The organism is Streptomonospora sp. PA3 (genome assembly GCF_009728995.1).
GTDB lineage: Bacteria > Actinomycetota > Actinomycetes > Streptosporangiales > Streptosporangiaceae > Streptomonospora.
The window spans coordinates 144426-167027 of sequence record NZ_VTZW01000016.1 but is presented as its reverse complement, the minus strand read 5'-3'; the positions used below and the strand labels follow the sequence as shown (position 1 = coordinate 167027).

Genomic DNA, 22602 nt, shown 5'->3' with positions numbered 1-22602 from the left:
CGGCTCGCCGCGGTCGGAGCCGCAGACCGCCCCGGGCGGGGGCCGCGCGGAGCCGAGGGCTCAGTCCGCGGCGGCGCCGGTCGGCCGACCGCGGCGGCGGTGGGCGCGGCCCCGCGTCCCCGGCAGTGCCACATGACCGTTGGTCACCTGGTGGAAGCGCTCCAGCCCGGGGCACTGCACCTGTACCAGGGTGGTGCCCAGTTCCAGGCGGCGCAGCGTGTGGAAGCCGACGCGGTGGCCGGCGGCCGCGATCCGCTCCACCGCCGCCGCGCGCTGTGCGGCCACGCCGGTGCCCTCGGGCACCGCCTCGCCCGGCGGCCCGACCGGCGCGGCCTCGGCGACGCGGTCGGCGAAGTCCAGCTGGGCGCAGGCGAGCAGCCGCGGGTGCCCGCTCAGCCGCTCGCGCACCGCCGATGCGGTGTCGTGCTCGGCCACCACCTCGTCGAAGGAGGGGTGCTCGCCCCGCCGCGGCTGCGCAGGGGTGCCGCGCGCCGCCCGGTCGGCGACCACCCGGGCCAGCAGCTCGCCCTGGACGAACTCGGTGAGCGCCCGTTCGACGGCGATCCGGCCCGACAGCGAGGCGCCCAAGGCGTAGTAGCGCGCGGAACCGCCGCCCAGGCCGGGGCAGTAGGCCATGACCACGGGGATGCCCAGGTCGGTGGTGAGGTCCAGCAGCGCGACGTCGGCGCCCACCAGGTCGCGGGCGCGTCCCAGCAGGCCCGCCGAGGAGTCCGGCAGCGCTGCGGGGTCGATGCGCCCCGGCATGGGTCCGCGGTCGTAGACCGAGCACAGCAGGAACAGGGAGAAGGCGTCGCGCTCGGCCCACTCGTTGAGCGCGTGCAGCAGCGCCTCCTCGGCCGTGGCGCCGATGGCGCAGCCGGTGTTGACGGTGTAGGCGACCAGCGGGCGGTAGGCGGCGGTGTCGCCCAGCGCCGCGCGCCGCCGCGCCATGGCCGCTGTGGAGACCGGATACCAGGGCGCCCACAGGTACAGCGGGGCGGCGAACGGCGCCCCGCCGTCCAGCGGCTCGTAGTCCAGGCAGGCCACGCGCGCGTCGGGCCGGGCGGCCAGGCCGCTGACCGCGCGGTCCGACCGGAACGGCCCGCCGGTCAGCTCGGCGGCGCGGCGGCACGCGACGGCCAGCCCGTCGAGGGACACCGGGCCGCTCAGCGCGTGCTCCAGGGCCTCGAAGTGCGCGCCCACCCGCGCCGCGGCCAAGGGGCCCTTGCCGGCGCCCAGACCGTAGGGGACCTCGGAGCCGTCGCCGTAGCGCAGCTCGCACTGGGCCGCGGTGGGCTGATCGGCGTCCAGGATACGGTGGCGCGCCCGCCAGCCCAGGGCCGCGATGTCGGCGAGGGCCTGCCGCTCGGCGCCGGCCAGCGGCAGCTCGCGCTCGCCGGCTCCGGCCCACTCCGGGCCGGGCTCCCCGCGCCCGCCCGGTCGGCTGCCCACCGGCCGGACGGGCGCGGCGATCCATTCGGACCGCGGCAAGGGACTACTCTTCCGCGGCCTCGTCGAGCTCCCGTACGGCGTCGTCGAGGTCGTCGGCGTGGTCGAGGGTGACGTTCCACTCGTAAGCAACACAGGCCATGTTCGACTCCACAGAGTGTTCGGCGATTGAGACCGATTCAGCCTCAATGTCAACCTTTTGTAGCTGAACCGGGTCGCAGTGTCACCCCTTTGGCCGGATCCGGCGATCTTTGCCGCACCCGTCGGCCGGCCCCGGGATCAGGCGGCCGAGCGGTAGCGGGCATGGCAGACTCCCGGCATGTCCTCCACCGACGCCGATACCGCCGGCCGCGTCGACGACCTGCTCCGCGGTGCGTGGGTGCTGGCGGCGCTCGCCCGCGCCGCAGACACCGGCGACCCGCTCGACCCCGAACTGGGCGCGGCCCTGGCCGCCGCCGGATTCGCCGAGCAGGCCGAGGGCGCCTGGCGGCTGCTCCCGGAGTACCGGGCGCTGAGCCGGGGGCGCGGCGCCGGCGGGGCCGGGCTGTCCGGCCGGATCGGCCGCATGCTGCGCTGGGCCGCCGACGCGGCCGAAGGGCTGCCCGCGCCGACCGGATCCCACAGCGACGCCGAACTGCGCGAGGAGGGCGACGAGTCCGGCCGGCGCTTCGCCGCGCTGCTGGACGCCCTGGCCGGTGCCGACTCCGGTCTGCGAGAGCTGCTCGCCTCGCCGGGACTGCGTTTTCTCGACATCGGCACCGGCACCGCCGCGATCGCCGCGACGGTGGCCGTGCGCGTCCCCGGCTCCAGCGCGGTCGGTCTGGACCGCGACCCGCACGTCCTCGGCCTCGCCGCCGAGCGCATCGCCAGCGGCGGTCTGGGCGGACGGGTCCGGGTGCAGTGCGCGGACGCCGCCGGGATCGCCGGCTCCGCGGAGTACGACCTGGCGTGGCTGCCGCTGGCGGTGCTCGAACCGGAGGCCGCGCTGGAGGCGCTGCCGCGGTTGCGCGCGGCGCTGCGCCCCGGCGGCACGCTCATCGCCGCGACCGTGCTCCAGGACGGCACCGCCGCGCAGCGCGACCCTCTCGGCCAGGCGCTGGCGCGCTGGCGCATGGCCCGTGCCGGAATCACCACCTGGACGCCCGAGGAGGCGGCGCAGCGGTTGCGCGATGCGGGGTTCACCGGTGTGCGCCGCCCCGAGGCCGCCGATCAGCCGGTGGCCGCGGTACTGGCCCGCGCCCCCGAGCACACGCCGCCGTGAGCCCGGCGGCAGCGGCGCGCCCGCCGGCGCGCGGATGTCGGCGGCCCCGGCGGAACCGGCGGCGGGGCGCACGCGTCTATGTCCGGCAGAACGCTCGTGTCACGCCCCGATACATCTGACACGAACGGAGAACCCGTGATGGACGCGCTCACCAACGAGCTCACCGACCCCATGAACCTGCTGTTGCTGCCGTTCGTCGCCGGTCTGACCGCAGTGGTGGTCAAGCCGAAGCTGGTGCTGCACCGGACGCACCGCCGCGCGGTGGAGCGGATGCCGCGCATGGGCCCGATCGTGCTGTGGATCTACCGCGTCACGGCGGCGGTGATGCTCGTGGTCCTCCTGTGGCGGGTGCTGTGGCCGGACACCGCGTGAGCATGGCGCCCGACCGCGGCGAAGCGCCCCGCCGCCGGACCGGGGTGTGCGTGCGGTGCTCCAGCGGGACCAGCGGATTTCCCGAGCTTTTTTATTTCCTGAGAATACGCTGAGAGTACGCTGGGAAGCATGCCAACGCTGAAGCGACGCATTCTCGACGCTCTCCCCAGGGCCAACATCCACGTGCGCAACCTCGAACCGGGAACCGCGCTGCTGTCGCGCCGCGACGCCTACCGCGTCTCCCGCATCGGTCCCACCTCCTGGCTGGTCAGCCGCAACAGAGACCCCTTCGCCAAAGCGCTGTCCCGGGCGATCGGCAAGTCCGCCCGCAGGCCGCGGCGCGTGGTGCCCTTCGGGCCCGACTCCCACCTGCTGGTCGCCGACGACCAGGACGCCGAGGGCGAATGGCACATGCACAAGGCCGCACACGACTACCTGGCCGAACGGCATGTGGCGTCGCTGCTGCGGGACTACCGGGTCAACTGCGTCTTCGACGTGGGGGCCAACGTCGGGCAGTACGCGCGCCGGCTGCGCAAGCACGGCTACACCGGGCGGATCGTCTCCTTCGAGCCGGTCTCCGCCATCGCCGAGAAGCTCCGCGAAGCCGCCGCCGACGATCCCGACTGGTGGGTCTACCCCTGCGCGCTGGGCCGCGAGGAGCGCGTCGACACCATCAACGTGGTGCAGGGATCGATGAGTTCGCTGCTAGGGCCCAGCGAGTTCGGCACCCGGCGCTACAAGCGGTTCCGCAAGACCGCCGCCGAGGAGATCGCCGTGCGCCGGCTCGACGCGGTCATGGACGAGGCGCTCAAGGGCATCGACGATCCCCGCCCCTACCTCAAGCTCGACACCCAGGGCTACGACCTCGAAGCCTTCGCCGGCGCGGGCGCGCGCACCGCCGATCTCGTGGGCCTGCAGTCCGAGGTCGCCCTCATGCAGATCTACGAGGGCATGCCCCGAATGCAGGAGGCGATCACCGTCTACGAGGACGACGGCTTCGAGATCACCGGCATGTTCCCGGTGACCCGCGAGCAGGCCACCGGGCGCGTGCTGGAGTTCGACTGCGTGATGGTGCGCGCGGACTCGCTGCCCGAATAGTTCGAGCGGTGGCGGCCCCCGCCGCCGGACGCGGCACTCCATCCCCAGCCGACGCCCCCGACGCCGCGGCCGCGCTCACGCCCCCGCCTGCGAGACCGGCGAGGGCGCTGCAGCGGCGTGCGCCGGGCGGCTACGTCGTGTTCAAGAAGGCGGTACCCGGCGGGTTCCCGGGAAGCGGCGCCCCCGCCGTTCTCAACCGCGGACCGGCTAGGTCCGCGGCCCCGGCGGCTCCGTCTCGGCGCCGCCGTCAGCCGCGTCGGCGCCGGCGGTGTCGGCCGCGCGCAGGTGCGTGCCCACGTCCAGGGCGGCGCGCTCCTCGGCCAGCAGGCGCAGCGCCTCCTCGCGGGTGACGGTGGACCGCGGTGTGACCAGGCTGACCAGCACCCCGGCCGCCAGCGCCACCACCAGCGACGGGATCACCGGGTTGCCCCAGAACTCCGTCCAGGCCGCGATGTTCTGCACCGCCAGCGACGTCGCCGAACCGCCGATCATGGCGGCCAGCCCGCCCTGCCAGGTCGACCGCCGCCAGAACTTGCCCAGCAGCGAGGCCACCAGCAGGCCGGTGAGCACCGTCGAGATCATCATGGTGATGTACTCGATGATGGTGTCGGCGATCAGCGCCCCCGCCAGCGCCAGAGCGAGCACGCACACCAGCGCGATCCGCGAGTAGCGCACCATGTGCTCGGCCTGCGGCAGCCGGCCGGTGACCAGCTGCACCACGTCGCGCAGCAGGATCGTCACCCCCGCGACCGCGTCGGAGTCGCCGGAGGACATCGTCGCAGACAGGCCCGCGATCAGCAGGAACGCGCCCAGCCACACGGGGAACACCGTGGTCGCCAGCATGGGGAAGGCGGTGTCCGGGTTCTCCAGGCCGGGCTCGATGGCGTGCGCCGCCAGTCCCGCGACGGCCGGCAGCACGGCGAAGACGGCGAACAGCAGCGCGGCCAGCCCGAAGCTGCGCCGCACAGTGCCCACGTCGGCCGCCGAGTAGATGCGCTGGCGGTAGGACGGGGTGGCGAGCACCCCGACCGCGATGACCAGCGCCAGCGAGATGGCGGGCAGCACACCCAGGCCCTCGATCCCCAGCATGGAGGTCGCCTCCGCGGACGCGCCCTGTTCGATTCCGCTGAACCCGCCGGCCTGCACGAAGGCGACCGCGGCCAGCACCGTGAAGCCGACGAACAGGATCGTGCCCTGCAGCGCGTCGGTCACCACCACGGCGAGGTAGCCGCCGATGACGGTGTAGAGCCCGAAGCCGAGCGCGACGACGATCTTGGCGAGGGTGGGCTCCATGCCGGTGAGGTAGGACAGGTAGAGCGCCCCGCCCATGATGTGCGCGCCGAGCCACCCCACCGACGCCAGCAGCATGATGATCGACACCACGCCCTTGATCAGGCGGTTGGCGCCGAAGTAGAAGCTCAGCTCCTCGGCGAAGGTCATGAAGCCGTGCCGGCGCACATCGGAGAAGAGCCAGATCAGGCCGATGACCCCGGCGGCGCCGCCGATGCCGTAGAGGGCGCCGGCCCAGCCGTTCTCGTAGGCGAAGCCCACCGCGCCGAGGCTGGAGCCGGTGCCGACCAGGGTGGCCAGGGTCGTGCCCATCAGGAGGGGAGTGCCGAGCTTGCGCCCGGCCAGCAGGAAGTCCTCGCCGCTGCTGGTGCGGCGGGCGACCCACACGCCGATGCCCAGCATGACGACGAGGGCGCCGATGAAGGCGATGAGGTATACGGGACTGCCGTCGTTCATGGTCTGTCTCCGTTGCCGGAAGCCCGGCCGCGGCGGCCGGGGAAGGGGGTCAGGGAAGCCGCGCGGACGCGGCGTGCTGCGGTGCAAGACCGCACCGGGAAGGCCCGGTAGGGCGTCCCGCATCGCAGGGGGACGGTGGTGCGTCGGTGGGACGGCGGGATCGGGGTGCAAGCGGCGGGTGCCGCCGCGGATCGGCTCCGAGGGAACCGGGGCCCCGGCGGGTGCGTCTGGCGGTGCGAGGCCCCGCGCCGCAGCCCGCGGTTACGGGGAGCCGACGTGGAACGGAGCACCGTCGTGGACGCCGAGCGGATATTCCTGATCGTGCTGCTGGTGGTCTTCGCAGCGCTGTTCACCGCGGTGGTGATCAAGCCCGGGATCGTGCCGAGACGGACGAGCCTGCGCGGGAACCCCCGAACGCGGGCGTTCGTGCACGGCAGCACCCGCTTCACGGCCGTGTGCCTGCTTCTGCTGGTCGCCGCCGCACTGTTCCACCCCGACACCTGGAGCTAGCGCGCCGAGGCCCCCGTCCGCCCCGCCGCCGCCCCGCGGGCTGCAAAGGCGGGGCGGGGCGGCCGAGCGCTCGGCACGAGGCGGCTAGGACGACTCGGCGGGCCGGTAGAGCACCGCGTCGACCTCGATGGCGAAACCGGGCAGGTCGGCCTGGAGCGTGGTGCGGGCCGGCGGCTCGCTGCCGAAGTACTCGGCGAACAGTTCGTTCATCTCGGCGAAGTCGCCCAGGTCGCGCAGGTAGACGCCGACCCGCACCGCGTCGGCCAGACTCGCCCCCGACGCCGCGGCGACCGCGGCGAGGTTGTCGAAGGTGGCGCGGGCCTGCTCGGCGAAGGGCCCCTCGACCACGGAGCGGTCCCGGCGGTGCGGGGTCGCCCCGGCAAGGAAGACGAAGTCGCCGGCGACGACGGCGTGGGAGTAGGGGCCGCCGGGAGGGGCGGCCTCGGGTGCGTGGATCACTCGCTTGGCCATGGCTGATGGACCTTTCTCTCGTCGGGATGCGGGCGGCGCGGACCGGCCGCCGGGCGGTGCCCGCGACCGGCACGCGCGGGTCAGAACAGGGTGCGGACGGCGTCGACGACCCGGTCGTGGGCGTCGAGCACCGGGATCAGCGGCCACTTGTCGAAGACGGTGCAGGGGTGGGACAGGCCCAGCTCCACCACGTCGCCGACTCGCGGCGCCGCCCGGCCCGCGGTCGCGTCCACGTCCAGGAAGGCGTGGTGGTCGTTGAGTTCGACCACGCGCACCCCGCCCTCCACCGGCATGCGCTCGCCCTCGCGCAGCACCGCGCGGACGCGGGGCAGGTCGATGTCGAAGGAGGCGTCGCGCTTTCCGGCGCCCACCAGCGCCCGGCCCGGCTCCGGGCACGACAGCACGCGGGCGTAGCAGGTCAGCGCCGGCCGCAGCGGATCGGGGTCGGCGCCGCTGCGCAGCGGGGAGGCGCGCTCCATGAACAGGTCGTCGTGGGTGAGGTAGCAGCCCGAGCGGACTACCGGCCGCAGCGGGCGGGACAGCTCGGGCAGCGACGCCAGCGCCTCGGCCGCCAGGTCCGGGTAGGAGCTGCCGCCCGCGGTGACGATCACCTCATCGGCGTCGGCGAACAGCCCTTCGCGGTCGGCGCGGGCCGCGAACGCGGCGAGGGCCGCCAGCCACGCGCGGGCGCGCTCGGGCGCGTCGCCGTCGCGGCGCTGGGGGAACACGCCCTCGAAGCCCTCGACCCCCGCGAGTCGCAGGCGTGTGCTGCCGGCCACCCGGCGGGCGAGGGCGAGCGCGTCCTTTGGGTCGCGGACCCCGGTGCGGCGTCCGGCCACCCCCAGCTCCAGCAGCACCGGCAGCGGGCGCGGCGCCGCCGACAGCGCGGCCTCCATCGCCTCCACGCCTGCCACGGAGTCGACCAGGCACACGGGGGTGAAACCGGGGTCGGCCAGTGCGTCGGCGAGCCAGGCGAGCTGGCCCGGCTCGACCACCTCGTTGGCGATCACGACCCGGTCCGCCCCGAACCGGCGCATGACGCGGGCCTGGGCCGCGGTGGCGGCGGTCAGTCCCCAGGCGCCGCGGTCCAGCTGCGCCGACCACAGGTGCGGGGACATCGTCGTCTTGCCGTGCGGGGCCAGGTCGGCGCCGTGCTCGGCGCACCAGCGGGCGAAGCGGTCCAGGTTGTGGCGCAGCGCGTCTTCGTGCAGCACCACCGCGGGCAGCCACAGGTCGGCGCGGTGCAGCCCGGCGGCGCGGACGCGGGCCGCGCTGGTCGGGCTCTCGGGCAGGGAGCGGGCCTCGACCGGTTCGGCGTCGAGCGCGGCCAGCGCCTCGGCGGGCAGTCCGGAGCCGGCCAGGGCCGAGGCCGGACCGCTCGGCGGCGCGGAAGCGGATGCGGGGTCGGTCATCGGGTGCGCGGCGCGCCGGCCGGTCCGGCGGTGCGGGGACGGCGGCCGCTCCCTCCCTTCGCGGCGAGGTGATCGGGCGTGCGTGGGTGTGCCCGCGGAATCGGCGAGCCGATCGCGCGGCGGATGCCGGGGGCGGGCGAGGGGCGGGTGCCCGGTGGACGGGCCCGGTGCGGCGGTGCGCCGTGCGCCCGGCGGTGCCGAAGCGGGCTTGCGGCGCGCGGGGTCTCCGGTGGGCGGCGGCTCCCCCGCGCCGCCCGGCGGGCGGCTCGCCGCCCTGCCGGAGGGCGGGGCCGCCTCCGCGGGTTCGCGCACGGCCGCAGCCGGGTCGCGGCCCTCATGAGCCCGCCCGGGGGAACGGCTCGTCGAAGTCCTCGGGGGACTCCAGGCGGCGGACCGCGGAGCGGGTGGCGCCGACGCGGTCCTCCTCGGCGCGGCGCTGGGAGCCGCTGAGCGGGATCCACGGCGGCGGGGGCTCGGCGGCGCACGGTGGGAGCAGGCGGCCGTCCACGTAGGTGGCCGTGTTGGTCAGGCGCACGGGCGACTCGCGCACGCTGCCGTGCACGTCGACGACCGGGAAGCGGCCCTCTTCGGCATCGAAGACGGCGATGTCGGCGGCCGCTCCGGGCGCCAGCGTGCCCGCGTCGAGGCCGAGGGCGCGGGCGGGGCGCACGGTGGCGGCCGCGATCGCCTCGGGCAGGCCGGCGCCCGCGGCCACGAGCTTGGCCATCACGGTCGGCAGGTCGAAGGCCGGCCCGTGCACCGAGCGCGCGTGCAGGTCGGAGGAGGCGACCGGGCGCACCCCCTCGGCCAGTTCCGCCTCCAGCACGTCGAAGGCCAGCGCCCCCGAGCCGTGGCCGAGGTCGAAGACGGCGCCGGCGTCGAGGGCTCGGCGCGCCGGGGCGGTGAGGCGCCCGTCGGCGACCAGGTCGGTGGGGCAGCCCGAGGCGCAGTGGGTGAGGATGTCGCCCTCGGCCAGCAGCGGTGCGATGTCGGCGATCGTCGGCGGGCCGTAGCCCACGTGCACCATCAGGGGGCGATCCAGGCGGCGGGCGAGCGCGGCGGCGCGGCGCAGCGGCTCCAGGCCGTGCCGGCCGACCGTGCGGGCGTCGATGCGGGCCTTGACTCCGCGGACGAACCCGCCGTGGCGCGCGGCGACGGCGACCGCGGTGTCGACGTCCAGGTTGTCCAGGTTGTGGTGCTCGCCGGTCTCGGCCACCAGCCCCAGCGCCGACACGTTGATCAGCGCGTGCACGCGCACCCGTGCGAGCTCGGCCGCGAAGCGCCGCAGGCCGTCCATGCTGTAGGCGCCGGCGGATCCGGCGTCGACCCAGGTGGTGACCCCGGTCCGCCAGGCGATCGGATCGGGGTCGAGGCCCCAGTAGGTGGCCCCGTGCCAGACGTGGGTGTGCAGGTCGACCAGGCCGGGGGTGACCAGGCGGCCGGCGGCGTCGGCGACCTCGGCGGCATCCTCGGCCGCAAGGCCCGCACCGCGCTCGTGCGGCCGCACCTCGGCGATGCGCCCGTCGCGCACGGCGACGTCGGCGACCGCGTCCAGCCCGGAGGCGGGGTCGACGACGCGGCCCCCGCGCACCAGCAGGTCCCACATTCCGGGCCTCCGAGACGTATCGTGCTGCACTGTGTGCAGCACTGTTGCGTATGTGTCAGCAAGTGCTTAGCATTCCGGCGAGACAACGGTCAATACGCCGCCGAGTCGGAGCGGACGGGGAGGTCCCGCGTGAGCAGTGAGGACGGGCCGGGTGCGGAGGCCGCCCCCGGCGGCGGGGCCGAGGTGGTGTGCGTCGGCGAGACCATGGCGCTGCTGGTGCCCGATCCGGCTGCGCCCGAGCCCGGCAGTGTCGATGCCCGGGGCGCCGCGCCCGCCTTCCGGCTGGAGATCGGGGGCGCCGAGTCCAACGTCGCCGTCTACCTGGCGCGGGCCGGGCACCGGGTGGCCTGGCACAGCGCGGTGGGCGACGACGCGTTCGGCCGCCACGTGCTGGCGCGGCTCTCGGCCGAAGGGGTGCGCTGCGAGGCGCGCACCGATCCGGCCCGCCCCACCGGCCTCTACGTCAAGGAGTCCGACGGCGCCGGAGGCACACGCGTGCGCTACTACCGCACCGGCTCGGCCGCCTCGGCCCTGTGCGGCACCGACGCCGCGCGGGTCCGCGCCGAGAAGCCCCGGCTGGTGCACACCACCGGGATCACCGCCGTGCTCTCGGCGGACTGCCGCGACCTGGTGGACGGCCTGCTCGACGGCGCGGTACCCGGCACCCTGCGCAGCTTCGACGTCAACTACCGGCCCGCCCTGCACGGGCCCGCTGAGGCGGAGCTGGTGCTGCAGGCGGCCCGGCGCGCCGATATCGTCTTCTGCGGACTGGACGAGGCGGCTGCGCTGTGGGGCGCCGCCGACCCCGGTGACGTCCGCGGAATCCTGGCCGACGGCCCCGACCTGGTGGTCGTCAAACAGGGGGCCCGCGGCGCCACGGCCTTCCGCGGGAGCGAAAGCTGGTTCCAGCCCGCGCCCGAGGTCGCCGTCGTCGAGCCCACCGGCGCGGGCGACGCGTTCGCGGCGGGCGTGCTGCATGGGCTGCTGACCGGCGCACAGGTGCCGGAGTGCCTGGCCGAAGGCGCTCGGCTGGCGGGGGCGGCGCTGCGGGTGCCCGCCGACATCCCGCCGCGCACGGACACCGCCGACGGGTCCTCCCGGGGCGGCGGAGCGCGGTCCCGGCGGCCCGGCGGGCGGGCCGGCGCCGCGCGGGCGGCGCAAGCGCGAGCCGACGAGTAAGGAGGCGGCCACGGTGTCCAGCAGTGTGGAGCGCGCCCTGCAGATCCTGGTCGAGCTGGCCTCCGGGCCGGCCACAATCAGCGAACTGGGGCGGCGGCTGGACGTGCACCGCACCACGTCGCTGCGCCTGCTGCGCACGCTGGAGGAGGAGCACTTCGTACGGCGCATGGACGACGGCCGCTACCGGATCGGGCCGCGCATGACCAGCCTCGCGCAGGTCGCGCTCGAAGGGCTCGACATCCGCGCCGCCGCCGCCGGCCACATCCGCGACCTCGGCGCGGCCTGCGGGCACACCGTCCACCTGGCGGCGCGCGAAGGCCGCGCCATGGTCTATCTGGACAAGGTGGAGTCGCGGCACGCGGTGCGCATGTACTCCCGGATCGGCGCCCCGGCCCCGCTGCACGCCACGGGCGTGGGCAAGGCGGTGCTGGCCGGGATGCCCCAGGAGGAGCGGGACGTGCTGCTGGGTGAGCCCCCCTACGACCGCTGCACCCCCAGCACCCGCACGACCCGCGAGGAGCTGGCCGCCGACCTCGCCGAGGTCGCCGAGCGGGGATGGGCGCTCGACGACTTCGAGCACGAGGAGTTCATCCACTGCATCGCCGCCCCGGTCCGCGACGCCTCCGGCACGGCCACCGCGGCGGTCTCGGTCTCGGCCCCCAACCTGGTCCTCGACCGCGCGCAGCTGCTCGACCTCGTCCCCGGCCTGCTGCAGACCGCCGCCGCGATCAGCGAGGAACTGGGGTGGAGCGGCAGAGGCTGAGGCCGTGCTCCGCGCCGACCTCCCGCCCGCGGTCATCGTGGGCTCCGCGCCCCCGTATCGCCCGTGCTCGGCCCGTCATCCGGCCGACAGCCGGGACCGCAGCGCCGCGATGTCGGCCTCGGCCATCCCGCCGCCGCGCAGACAGCTCGGGGCGTCGATCCCGGAGCGGACGTCCAGGACGGTCTCGCGCGGTGTGGTGCCGCGCTCGGCGAGCGCCGCCGCGATCGCGGGCGCGTCGTCCGCGCGCCCCAGCGCGGCGTGCAGCGGACGCAGCCCCGCAGTCGACTGCTCGTAGTCGTCGGCGATCGCCTCGGATCCGACCCCGGCCAGCGCCAGCAGCAGAATGGCGACCAGCCCGGTGCGGTCGCGCCCGGCCGCGCAGTGGAACAGCACGCCGCCGGGCGCGGCACGGGCGAGCGCGGTGGCCGCGGCGGCGCAGCGCTCGGCCTTGTGCTCCAGGAAGAGCCGGTAGTAGAGGGGATTGGACGGAGCCGCCCCGGCGGCGCGGACCCGGTCCCAGAACGCGGTGTCGGCGGCGTCGTCGAGGTCCACCTCCACGCGGTCCACGCCGGGTGGGGGAGCGGCGGCGAGCTGCCGGATCTCGTCGGGGCGGCGCAGGTCCACGACGGTGCGGATCCCGGCCTCGCGGGCCTGCCGCCAGCCCTCGGCGGTGGCGAAGCCCGGGGCCGCCGCCCGGAAGAGGGAGCCGAACCGCGTGGTGCCGCCGCAGAGCGTGGGCAGCCCTCCGAGGTCCCGCGCGTTGTGGAACCCGTCCCAGTCGACCCGCCTGGCGTCGTGCATGCGCGCAGCATCGCGCGGACGCTCCGGCGCCCGCAACCGCGTTGACGGGGGAGGCGGGGCCGGGGCAGCCGCGCTGCTGGAAGGCCGCGGCCGAGGCGGGCGCGGGGAAGGGCCGCGGCCGCGCCCGGGGAGTTCCGGGTGCGGCCGCGCCTGCCCTTCGGGGGATCGTCAGGGCAGCCGGAGCTCTCCGTCGACTCGGCGGGGGATGCCGAGCGGGTTGCCGTCGCGCAGGGCCTCGGGCAGGTGGTGCTGGGGGACCTGCTGGTAGCAGACCGGGCGCAGGAAGCGGCGGATGGCGGTGCTGCCGACCGAGGTGTGCAGGACCGACGTCGTGGCGGGGTACGGACCGCCGTGGTGCATGGCGTGGGTGACCGAAACCCCGGTGGGCCAGCCGTTCCACAGTACGCGGCCCGCGCGGCGGCGCAGGCGGTCCAGCAGCGGGCCCGCCTGCTCGTCGGCCTCCTCGCCGTGGACCGTGGCGGTGAGCTGGCCCGGCAGGACGTCGGCGACGTTGAGCGCCTCGTCCGGGTCGGAGTAGGAGACCACCAGCGACACCGGGCCGAATCGCTCCTCCAGCAGCTCCGCGGAGTGCTCCAGGAACCGCTTGGCCGTGGTGCGCACGAGCGACGGAGTCCACACCGTCCGGCCGTCGGCCTCCTGCGGGCCGCCCTCCACGAGCACCTCGACGGCGTCGTGGTCGGCCAGCGCTCGGTAGCCGTCGGCGAACCCGCTCTCGATCCGCTCGTTGAGCATCGGCGCCCCCGCCCGTCCCCGCACGGCCTCGACCAGGGAGTCGATCGCGGTGTCCTCCGGCAGCAGCAGCACGCCCGGCTTGGTGCAGAACTGTCCGGTGCCCAAGGTGAAGGAGTCGACGTAGCCGCCGAGGATCTCGTCGCGGCGCGCGCCCGCGGCCTCGCGGGTCACGAAGACGGGGTTGAGACTGCCCAGCTCCCCGTAGAAGGGGATGGGGTCGGGCCGGCCGGCGGCCAGGTCGTGCAGCGCCCGCCCGCCCGGGATCGAGCCGGTGAACCCGACCGCGCGGGTCAGCGGGTGCAGCACCGCGCGGCGCCCGGTCTCCTGGCCCAGCACGACGGCGAAGACGCCCTCGGGCGCACCCGCCTGCCGCAGCGCGGCGGCGACGATCTCCCCGGTGCGCACCGAAAGCTCCGGGTGGCCGGGGTGGGCCTTGACGACGACGGGGTTGCCCCCGGCCAGGGCGGAGGCGCTGTCGCCGCCGATGACGCTGAAGGCGAAGGGGAAGTTGCTGGCGCCGAAGACCACCACCGGGCCCAGCGGCTCCAGGATGCGGCGCAGGTCGGGGCGGGGGCCCACCGGCCAGTCGGGGTCGGGGTGGTCGATGGTGGCCTCCAGGTAGCCGCCGTCCTCCAGCACATCGGCGAACAGCCGCAGCTGGAAGGTGGTGCGGGCCAGCTCCCCCTTGAGCCGGGCCTCGGGCAGGCGGCTCTCGCGCTGGGCGACGGGGACGAGTTCCGCGGCCGCGGCGTCGACGGCGTCGCCGACGGCGCGCAGCATGGCGGCGCGCCTGCTCGGCGGCAGCGCACCGAAGGACTCGGCGGCCTGCGCCGCCGACTCCAGGACGCGGTCCAGCTCCGCCTCGGTGGTGTCGCGAATACCGGTCTGGGTCATCGTCTGCTTCCTCGCGTTGGCGTGCGGTCAGTAAGCGCTTTCCGCTCTTGTCCTACCACGTGGGCGACCTGCCGGCACCGGGCCGGCCGGGCCGCTCGCGACGTGCGGGCGCGGACCGCCGAGCGGACACGCGCATCCCCTTCCCCACCATGCCGCCCCCATTCGGCCGCGGCCGCCTCAGGCGGAGGCACCGCGCCCCCCGGAGAAGCCGGGCGGGGTGAAGCGCGCGGCCTGCGGCTGTTCGCGCCGGCCCAGGGGAGACATCGGCGGCGCCTCCGGCGTGCGCGCGAGCACGTCCAGACCCAGGCGCGCGCGCCGGACGCGCTCGCGGGCCGAGGCCGCCGCCACCGCGCCGAGCTGCTCGCCCGACGGGTAGACGTCGGGTGCGTTGCGCAGCCCGAACTTGACGTAGACCGGCGCCGCCGCGCGGACGATCCCGGCGATCTCGTGATGGCGGACGAACCCGCCGACGTTGTCCGGCGCCTCGACATAGAAGTCCAGGGTCACCGGGCTGGCCGCGCGCAGCTCCGCCAGCTGGTGAAGAGTCAGATCGGAGGGCACGTTGACCGTGTCGGCGCCCAGGTGCTCCTGGACCGCCAGGGCCGCCGGGTTGACCGGTCCGGCCATCACCGAGACCTTGAGCTGGAGGTCGGCGGGCAGATCGCCGCGGGAACGCATGCTGTGCAGCACCCACAGCAGGCCCTCGTCGGCCACGAGCAGGCTGCGGACGCCCAGCGCCGCGGCGCGCTCGGCCTCGGCCACCCCCGCCGCGAGCTGGGCGGTGCCCCGGCTGCGGGAGGAGACCGACCCGGCCGCGCTGTCGCGGGCCGCGCCGATGTCCCAGTTCGCGCCGGGGCGGGCGAACAGGCACAGCTCGATGCCGGCCTGTGCGCACGCCTGGACCATCTCGGTGATCTCGCCGTCGGTCAGCATGCCCACGCCCGACCCCTGGGAGACGCGGTGGACGGGCACGTCCCACTCGTCGGCGGCGTTCAGCACCGCGTTCAGCACGCGGGGTCCTTCGACGCTGGGGATCTCCAGGCGCCAGGCGCCCCCGTCGGGGAAGGCCAGCGGGGAGGCGGGCGGTTCGGCGTCGATCCCGGGCAGGCCCAGGGCGTCGAGCGCCCGGCGGCCGTCTGCCGCAGGCGGCGCGGAATCGGTCATGGGGGTCCTCACGGGTTCGGGGTCCGCGGCTACGGTGCGCGGCCCGTGCTGCGGAGTCGTGTTCTGTATTTCGAACGTCGTTCTCTATTTCGTCTCGCGAACTCTACGAGCCCGGTCCGAGCCGGTCAACGGCGGCCGCCGGGAGGGGGCATGCCGTGAGCCACGCCACCCCCCGGGTTGACCTGGTGCACACGCCGACTCTAAGGTGACGAAATAACAGACATCGTACGAAATATCGAACGGGGCGTCCTGGAGACGCCTCCCGCGACCGGCGGTGCCCCCGTGCCCCCGGACCCCCGCGGCCGCCCCGGCCCCGCGGCGCGCCGCCTCCCTGTCACCAGCCCTCGAACAGGTCCCCATCCATGGCAGACACTGCGAACCTCCCCATGGCGTGGCTGCTGGCCATCGCCGTGCTCTCCATCGCCACCCTGCTCTTTTTGATCATCAGGGTGCGCCTGCACGCCGTCCTCGCGCTGATCCTCGTCAGCGCCGCGACCGCGCTGGCCACCGGAACCCCTCCCGGCGAACTCGTACCGCTGCTCATCGGCGGCCTGGGCTCCACACTCGGCGAAGTCGTGCTGCTGATCGGATTCGGCGCGATCCTCGGCCGGCTCATCGAGGTCTCCGGCGGCGCGCAGGTGCTCTGCGACGGCCTCACCCGCCTCTTCGGCGAGCGGCGGGCGCCGCTGGCGCTGAGCGTCGCGTCGCTGCTCTTCGGCTTCCCGATCTTCCTGGACGCCGCCTTCGTGGTGATGCTGCCGATCATCTTCTCGGTCGCCCGGCGCATGGGCGGTTCGGTCCTGCTGGCGGCCCTGCCCGCCACCGGCGCGTTCCTGGCCATGCACGCGCTGCTGCCGCCGCACCCAGGCCCCGTGGCCGCCACCCAACTGGTCGGCGCGGACATGGGCGTCGTGGTGCTCACCGGCCTGCTGGTGGCGCTGCCGTCCTGGTATGTCAGCGGCTACCTGCTCGGCCGATGGCTGGGCGCCCGCCACTTCGTGCCCGTCCCCGCGCTGCTGGGTGCTCCCGGCGCCGACGAGGACGCCGCCGAGGACCGCCCCGCGCCGCCCCGCATGCCGGTGCTGCTGTTCCTGCTGCTGCTCCCGGTCGTGCTGATCTTCGTCAACACCGGACTGGAGACCCTCGCCGCGGCGGGAGCCGTCGCAAAGAAGGCGCTGTGGGTTCAGTCGCTGCAGGCCCTCGGCGAGACCCCGGCGGCGCTGCTGATCACCGTCCTGGCCGCGCTGTACCTGCTGGGCTGGCGGCGCCGCAACGACGGGGCGTCGCTGGAGCGCCTCATCGACCGGGCGCTGGCGCCCGTCTGCACGATCATCCTGCTCACCGGCGCCGGCGGCATGTTCGGCACCGTCATGGCCGAGAGCAAGATCGGCGACGCGCTGGCCGACGGGCTGGACGCGATGGGGCTGCCGCTGCTCGTCGCCGCGTTCCTGATCGCCGTGGTGATGCGTGTCGCCCAGGGGTCGGCCACGGTGGCGACGACGACCGCGGCCGGCCTGCTGGCCCCGGCCGTGGAGGCGGCCGGAGGGCACAACCAGTTCGAGCTGGCGCTGATCGTGCTGGCCATGTGCGCCGGCGGGATCGTGCTCTCCCACGTCAACGACTCCGGCTTCTGGCTGGTGCGCGGCTTTTTGGAGATGGACACCAAGACCACCCTGCGCACCTGGACGGTCCAGGCCACCGCCGTGGGCGTGATGGCCTTCGCGCTGGTGTGCCTGCTCTACGCCGGGTCGGCACTGGTGTTCTGACGCCGGGGACGCCCGCCGGTCCGCTCACCGGCGCCGACCGGGGCTCTCGCGCACAGGGGCGCGCGGGAGCCCCGCGGCGTGTCGGGGCTCAGGTGCGGGCGCGTCCGCCCAGGGCCGCCGAGAAGCGGCGCGCGCCTTCGGCCACCAGCTCCTCCAGCTCCGTGCGGCGCTCGTCGGACCAGCGGTGCAGCGGCACCGAGACGCTCACCGCCGCCACCACCTGATCGGTGCGGTCGCGTACGGGCGCCGCCACGCAGCACACGTCGGGGTTGGACTCGCAGATCTCCACCGCCGTGCCCGCCTCCCGCACCCGCGCCAGCTCCTCCAGCAGCGCGGGCAGGTCGGTGATGCTGCGCGGCGTCATCGGCTCGGGCGGCGTCCGCGCGAACCGCGCGCGCAGCTCGTGCTCGGGCAGCGCCGAAAGCAGCACCTTGCCCAGCGCGGTGCAGTGGGCCGGGATGCGCCCGCCCAGCGTGGAGACCATGCGCACCGCATGCGAGCTGTCGACCTTGGCGATGTAGACGATGGAGACGTCGTCGAGGACCGCCACATGCGAGGTCTCGTTGCAGGCCGCCACCAGCTCGCGGGCGATCTGCTGGCCGGTGCGCGCGGTGTCCAGGCCCTCGGCGTAGGCGCTGCCCAGCCGGAACAACTGCAGTCCGAGCCGGTAGCGGCCGGGGATCTCGGGGTGGGCGCTGAGGTACTGCCGGTCGACGAGGGTGTGCAGGAGCTCGTGCACCGTGGTGCGGGGCAGGTCCAGCTCCTCGACGACCTCCGGCGCGCTGACCGATTCCCGCCCGTCGGTGAACAGTTCCAGGATGTCCAGGGCGCGCAGGAGGGCGGGTGTGCGGCGGGCCATGGGCGTGGGGTCCTCCCTGAGCACTCGGAACGTGCCCAAGGCTACCGGCCGGTGGCCGCGCGGGCGCGAGCGCGGTCCCGCACGCCGGGGGTACGCGGCGTCGTCAGCCACCGCGCACACGCCGACCGGGAAGGCCCGGGAGCCCGCGGCTCCGCCGGCGACCCGCCCGGGGCTACGTCGTGTTCAAAAAGCCGGTCACCACAGCGGTTGCGGCAATGGGGCTGTGATGCGCGAATCCCGCCCGTCACCCGCCACCGCCCCAACGGAGGCGCTTCGCGCCACGTACTCATTCAGAGCCGGCTTGCCGCCGAGCGGCGGTGCACCTTTGTTTCGGAGGCCCGCCACCGGTGGCGGCTCCACCTGACACGTTCAGCGTGCGCTCGGCGGCAAGCTGCGAGCGCGCTACGCGGTCCGCGCCCATTGCCGCAACCCCGTGGGTGGCCGCCCCAGGTGGTACTCGGTGGGTTCCTGGAAAGCGGGCGACCCCCCGCCTTTCGAACACGACCTAGTGCGACTCGCGCGGGACCTCGTGGCCGCTGGATCCGACGAGGAAGTCCAGGTCGGCGCCGCGGTCTGCCTGCAGCACGCGCTCGCAGTAGAGCCGGACCCACCCGCGGTCGGAGTGCGGCCGCGGCGGTGTCCACTCCGCGCGTCGGCGCTCCAGTTCGGCGTCGTCGACGTGCAGCGTCAGCGAGCGCGCCGGGACGTCGAGGCTGATCTCGTCGCCGTCGCGCACCAGCGCCAGCGGCCCGCCGACGGCGGCCTCGGGCGCGGTGTGCAGCACCACGGTGCCGTAGGCGGTGCCCGACATGCGCCCGTCGCAGATGCGCACCATGTCGCTCACCCCCTGGGCCAGCAGCTTGGACGGCAGGGCGACGTTGCTGACCTCGGGCATGCCCGGGTAGCCGGCCGGGCCGCAGTTGCGCAGCACCAGCACGGTGTCGGCGTCGACGTCGAGGTCGGGGTCCTCGGCCACCGCGTAGTACTCCTCGGGCGACTCGAAGACCCGCGCCCGCCCGCGGTGTACGAGCAGGTGCGGGCTGGCCGCCGACTGCTTGACCACCGCGCCGGAGGGGGCGAGGTTGCCGCGCAGCACCGCGGTGCCGGTCCCCGCCGGCTGGAAGGGGTCGTCGATGGAGCGGATGACCTCGCGGTCGTGGCACTCGGCCGTGCGCGCGGCCGCGCCGATGGGCTCGCCGGTGACCGTGGGCGCGTCGGTGTGCAGCAGGTCGCCCAGCTCGGCGACCACGGCGGGCAGGCCGCCCGCATAGCAGAAGTCCTCCATCAGGAACCGGCCGCTGGGCATCAGGTCCAGCAGCGTGGGCACATCCCGCGCAAGCGTGTCGAAGTCGTCCAGGCTCAGCTCCACGCCCAGCCGCCCGGCGATCGCCAGCAGGTGGATCACGGCGTTGGTGGACCCGCCGATGGCGGCGTTGACGCGGATCGCGTTCTCGAACGCCTCGCGGGTCATGATCGAGGAGGGCCGCACGTCCTGCTCGACCATCTCCACGATGCGCCGCCCCGAGCGCTGGGCGGCCGCGTAGCGGCGGGCGTCCACCGCCGGCCAGGTGGCGGCGTAGGGCGGCTGCATGCCCAGCGCTTCGGCCATGCAGGCCATGGTGGAGGCGGTGCCCATCGTCATGCAGTGGCCGTTGGAGCGCGACATGCACGACTCGGCGAAGGCGCAGTCCGCCTCGGTCATGCGCCCGGCCCGCACCTCCTCCTCGAACTTCCACACGTGGGTGCCCGAGCCGATGTCCTCGCCGCGGAACTTGCCGTTGAGCATCGGCCCGCCGGTGATCATCAGCGCGGGCAGGTCGGTGCTGGCCGCGGCCATCAGCAGGCCGGGGGTGGTCTTGTCGCAGCCGGAGAGCAGCACGACCCCGTCCAGGGGGTTGGCGCGCATCAGCTCCTCGGCCTCCATGGCCAGCAGGTTGCGGTAGAGCATGGCGGTGGGCCGCAGCACGGTCTCGCCGAGGGCCATGACGGGGAACTCCAGCGGGAAGCCGCCGGCCTGCCACACGCCGCGTTTGACCGACTCGGCGATGCGGGTCAGGTGGGCGTTGCAGGGCGCCAGCTCCGATCCGGAGACGGCGATCCCGATGACCGGGCGGCCGTCGAAGACCTCGTCGCTGAATCCCTGGTTGCGCATCCAGGACCGGTAGAGCATCCCCGACCGGCCGCGCGCACCGAACCAGTGCGTGCTGCGTCGGGCCGATCCGTTCTCCTCGGTGCTGGTCATTGCTGGCACTCCTCTGCGGTGTCGTGGCGGACGGGGGAGACCGGCGGGGGGACCGGTGGACGGGGGCGCCCGCGGCCGGGCGCGGCCGCCTGGCGGGGGAGCGCGCAGCGGGGCGCGCTGTGCGGCGGCGCGGTGTGCGCCCGGGCGTGCCGTTCAGTATGTTGAATCCGGAGCGGGGTGGTGGAACGGCGGGTGCCGCCCCGGCGAGCGGACGGATCCGGGAGGCCGGTGTGCGGGTGGAGAACGGGACGGCGGAGCGGCGCGACCGCTCGCTGGCGCCGGCGGTGACGCGGGCGGCGGCCATCCTCGACCTGCTCGCCGAGCGGCGCGGCCAGGCGGCCTCGCTGGCGGAGCTGGCCCGCGACCTGGGTCTGGCCAAGTCCTCGGTCTCCAACATCTGCAACGCGCTGGTGGAGGCGGGGATGCTGCGCCGCACGCCCGAGGGGTTCGGGCTGGGCCGCCGCCTCGTCGGCTACGCCGAGGCCTATCTGGCCGGCGTCGACATCGTCCGCGAGTTCCACGACGTCTGCCGCGAGCACGGCGGCTCCCGGGAGGAGACGGTGCAGTTGGCGGTCCTGGGCGAGAGCGGCCTGGAGGTCGTCTACCTCGCCCGGCGCGACGGCCGGCACCCGGTGGTGCTGGCCTCGCAGATCGGCCGCCCGCTGCCCGCCACGACCACCGCCACGGGCAAGGCCATGCTGGCCGAGCTGCCGCCGCAGGAGCTGGCCCTGCGACTGGAGGCGTCGGGTCCGCTGCCCCGCCTGACCGCCAACTCCATCACCGAGCCCGCGGAACTGCGGCGGGACCTCGCCGCCGTCCGCGAGCGCGGCTACGCCCTGGACGCGGAGGAGACGCTGGAGGGCCTGCTGTGCCTGGCGGCGACGGTCCCCGGCACCGCCGCCCGCGGGCAGGCGGCGGCCGTCAGCTTCACCGGGCCGGCCACCGGCGCCGCGGCCGACCGGCGCCGAGAGCGCGCGCAGCGGCTGCGCGACCTCGCCCGCGACCTCGGCGCCCGGCTGGGTGCGCCCGAGATCCGCTAGCGCGGCACCGGTCCGCCGCCTGCTGCGCGCGACGGGCTCCGTCACCGGCGCGGTCCGCGCCGGGACCGGGCCCGGCAGCGCCCCGGCCTCCTGCGTTCAGTCCGTGGAACGATAGTCAGCATGATGAAAGGGACGTTAAGCCGCGACTGTGGCGCAGGTCAAATCCCTGCCCCGCGGCGATGTACGCGGGGGCCTGTTCGATGCTACGTTCAACATAGAGTTCGTCGTTCTACATGTTGAACGAAGCGCGAGGGAAGGATGCGAACAGTGGGCGGGATTCTCCGTTTCGCCGACGCCGAGGGACGCGTGCGCGTGGGGCTCGGCGACGAAGAGGAGGGCGCGGTGCGTCCGCTCCCGGGGGTGCGCGACATGGCCGACCTGCTGCGCCGGCCGCTGAGCGAGATCCGGGAGCTGGCCGCGGCCGCCGCGGAGCAGCGGCCCGCCGCACGGCTGGACGAGACGACCCCGCTGCCCCCGATCGACGGCGGCACGGAGGTGTGGGCCGGCGGCGTGACCTACGAGCGCTCCCGCCAGGCCCGCGGCGAGGAGAGCGACAGCGCCGACCTCTACGACCGCGTCTACGGCGCCGTCCGCCCCGAGCTGTTCTTCAAGTCGGTGGCCTGGCGGGTGGTCACCGACGGCGAGCCGATCGGCATCCGCGCCGACTCCAGCCTGGACGTGCCCGAACCCGAGCTCGCCCTCTACGCCAACGCCCACGGCGAAATCGTGGGATACGGGATCTGCGACGACGTCAGCTCCCGCTCCATCGAGGGCGAGAACGCCCTCTACCTCCCCCAGGCCAAGATCTACGCGGGCGGCTGCGCGCTGAGCGCCTTCATCGTCCCCGCCTGGGAGGCGGGCGACCTGAGCGCCGGCCACGTGCGGATGAGCGTGCTGCGCGGCGGCGACGAGGCGTTCTCGGGCGAAGTCGCCCTGGCCGCTCTGCGGCGCAAGCCCGAGGAACTGGTGTCCTGGCTGTTCGACTGCTACCCCTTCCCCGACGGCGCCGTGCTGGCCACCGGGACCGGGATCGTGCCCGGGATGGACTTCACGCTGCAGGAGGGCGACGTCGTGGACATCGCGATCACCGGCGTCGGCGCCCTGCGCAACACGGTGGTGCGCGGACAGCGCGCCCTGGACTGGCTGGTCGACTCCCGCACCCGCCCGGCCCTGCGCCACCCCGGCGTTCCGGCGCCGGAGTAAGGGGCGGCGGTCT

The 22602-nt window shown here is 75.0% G+C and carries 19 protein-coding genes; 9 read left to right on the top strand and 10 right to left on the bottom strand.

Features of this window, described 5'->3' with window-relative positions:
• Window positions 1-60: 60 nt before the first annotated feature.
• Complete coding sequence (locus FZ103_RS17240; protein WP_255430086.1) at window positions 61-1491, bottom strand: YcaO-like family protein; 1431 nt, start codon at window positions 1489-1491, stop codon at window positions 61-63.
• Window positions 1492-1768: 277 nt separating this feature from the next.
• Between FZ103_RS17240 and FZ103_RS17235 the strand changes: the two genes are divergently transcribed.
• From FZ103_RS17235 to FZ103_RS17225, 3 genes are all read left to right on the top strand, one after another.
• On the top strand, window positions 1769-2710 hold the full coding sequence (locus tag FZ103_RS17235; protein WP_156002522.1) for a cyclopropane-fatty-acyl-phospholipid synthase family protein: 942 nt from the start codon (window positions 1769-1771) through the stop codon (window positions 2708-2710).
• 138 nt (window positions 2711-2848) lie between these two features.
• On the top strand, window positions 2849-3082 hold the full coding sequence (locus FZ103_RS17230; protein ID WP_156002521.1) for a hypothetical protein: 234 nt from the start codon (window positions 2849-2851) through the stop codon (window positions 3080-3082).
• Between the two features lie 129 nt (window positions 3083-3211).
• Window positions 3212-4180 (top strand): FkbM family methyltransferase, encoded by a 969-nt coding sequence (locus FZ103_RS17225; protein ID WP_156002520.1) that lies wholly within the window; start codon window positions 3212-3214, stop codon window positions 4178-4180.
• 207 nt (window positions 4181-4387) lie between these two features.
• On the opposite strand, the gene FZ103_RS17220 is transcribed toward FZ103_RS17225, so the two are convergent.
• Window positions 4388-5926 (bottom strand): sodium:solute symporter family protein, encoded by a 1539-nt coding sequence (locus FZ103_RS17220; RefSeq protein ID WP_156002519.1) that lies wholly within the window; start codon window positions 5924-5926, stop codon window positions 4388-4390.
• Between the two features lie 276 nt (window positions 5927-6202).
• Here FZ103_RS17220 and FZ103_RS17215 point away from each other — a divergent pair, with 276 nt between their 5' ends.
• A complete protein-coding gene (locus FZ103_RS17215; RefSeq protein ID WP_156002518.1) occupies window positions 6203-6436 on the top strand; it encodes a hypothetical protein in 234 nt (77 codons plus the stop codon).
• A gap of 84 nt (window positions 6437-6520) precedes the next feature.
• Here FZ103_RS17215 and FZ103_RS17210 read toward each other — a convergent pair whose 3' ends face one another.
• From FZ103_RS17210 to FZ103_RS17200, 3 genes are all read right to left on the bottom strand, one after another.
• Entirely contained in the window at window positions 6521-6907 is a 387-nt protein-coding gene (locus tag FZ103_RS17210; protein WP_156002517.1) for a RidA family protein, read from the bottom strand.
• A gap of 80 nt (window positions 6908-6987) precedes the next feature.
• Window positions 6988-8319 (bottom strand): alanine racemase, encoded by a 1332-nt coding sequence (locus FZ103_RS17205; protein WP_156002516.1) that lies wholly within the window; start codon window positions 8317-8319, stop codon window positions 6988-6990.
• A gap of 334 nt (window positions 8320-8653) precedes the next feature.
• Window positions 8654-9925, bottom strand: coding sequence for an amidohydrolase/deacetylase family metallohydrolase (locus tag FZ103_RS17200; RefSeq protein ID WP_156002515.1), 1272 nt, complete (start codon window positions 9923-9925; stop codon window positions 8654-8656).
• A 129-nt stretch (window positions 9926-10054) separates the two neighbouring features.
• Between FZ103_RS17200 and FZ103_RS17195 the strand changes: the two genes are divergently transcribed.
• The gene (locus tag FZ103_RS17195) at window positions 10055-11104 is read left to right on the top strand and encodes a sugar kinase (RefSeq protein ID WP_343233577.1); all 1050 of its coding nucleotides are present in this window, start codon (window positions 10055-10057) and stop codon (window positions 11102-11104) included.
• 13 nt (window positions 11105-11117) lie between these two features.
• Window positions 11118-11867: an IclR family transcriptional regulator gene (locus FZ103_RS26085; protein ID WP_186356441.1), complete on the top strand. Its 750-nt coding sequence runs from the start codon at window positions 11118-11120 to the stop codon at window positions 11865-11867.
• Window positions 11868-11942: 75 nt separating this feature from the next.
• On the opposite strand, the gene FZ103_RS17185 is transcribed toward FZ103_RS26085, so the two are convergent.
• From FZ103_RS17185 to FZ103_RS17175, 3 genes are all read right to left on the bottom strand, one after another.
• A complete protein-coding gene (locus tag FZ103_RS17185) occupies window positions 11943-12668 on the bottom strand; it encodes a tyrosine-protein phosphatase (protein ID WP_156002514.1) in 726 nt (241 codons plus the stop codon).
• Between the two features lie 168 nt (window positions 12669-12836).
• Window positions 12837-14315: an aldehyde dehydrogenase (NADP(+)) gene (locus tag FZ103_RS17180; protein ID WP_156002513.1), complete on the bottom strand. Its 1479-nt coding sequence runs from the start codon at window positions 14313-14315 to the stop codon at window positions 12837-12839.
• Between the two features lie 177 nt (window positions 14316-14492).
• Window positions 14493-15479: a U32 family peptidase gene (locus FZ103_RS17175; protein ID WP_156002512.1), complete on the bottom strand. Its 987-nt coding sequence runs from the start codon at window positions 15477-15479 to the stop codon at window positions 14493-14495.
• A 362-nt stretch (window positions 15480-15841) separates the two neighbouring features.
• Between FZ103_RS17175 and FZ103_RS17170 the strand changes: the two genes are divergently transcribed.
• Window positions 15842-17245, top strand: a complete 1404-nt coding sequence (locus FZ103_RS17170) for a GntP family permease (RefSeq protein ID WP_156002511.1) — start codon at window positions 15842-15844, stop codon at window positions 17243-17245.
• A gap of 88 nt (window positions 17246-17333) precedes the next feature.
• On the opposite strand, the gene FZ103_RS17165 is transcribed toward FZ103_RS17170, so the two are convergent.
• Together FZ103_RS17165 and FZ103_RS17160 are read right to left on the bottom strand one after the other, a co-directional pair.
• Window positions 17334-18104, bottom strand: coding sequence for an IclR family transcriptional regulator (locus FZ103_RS17165; protein WP_156002510.1), 771 nt, complete (start codon window positions 18102-18104; stop codon window positions 17334-17336).
• A 505-nt stretch (window positions 18105-18609) separates the two neighbouring features.
• The gene (locus FZ103_RS17160) at window positions 18610-20346 is read right to left on the bottom strand and encodes an IlvD/Edd family dehydratase (protein WP_156002509.1); all 1737 of its coding nucleotides are present in this window, start codon (window positions 20344-20346) and stop codon (window positions 18610-18612) included.
• A gap of 230 nt (window positions 20347-20576) precedes the next feature.
• Between FZ103_RS17160 and FZ103_RS17155 the strand changes: the two genes are divergently transcribed.
• On the top strand, window positions 20577-21386 hold the full coding sequence (locus FZ103_RS17155) for an IclR family transcriptional regulator (RefSeq protein ID WP_186356440.1): 810 nt from the start codon (window positions 20577-20579) through the stop codon (window positions 21384-21386).
• Window positions 21387-21653: 267 nt separating this feature from the next.
• On the top strand, window positions 21654-22589 hold the full coding sequence (locus FZ103_RS17150) for a fumarylacetoacetate hydrolase family protein (RefSeq protein ID WP_186356439.1): 936 nt from the start codon (window positions 21654-21656) through the stop codon (window positions 22587-22589).
• Window positions 22590-22602: the final 13 nt, after the last annotated feature.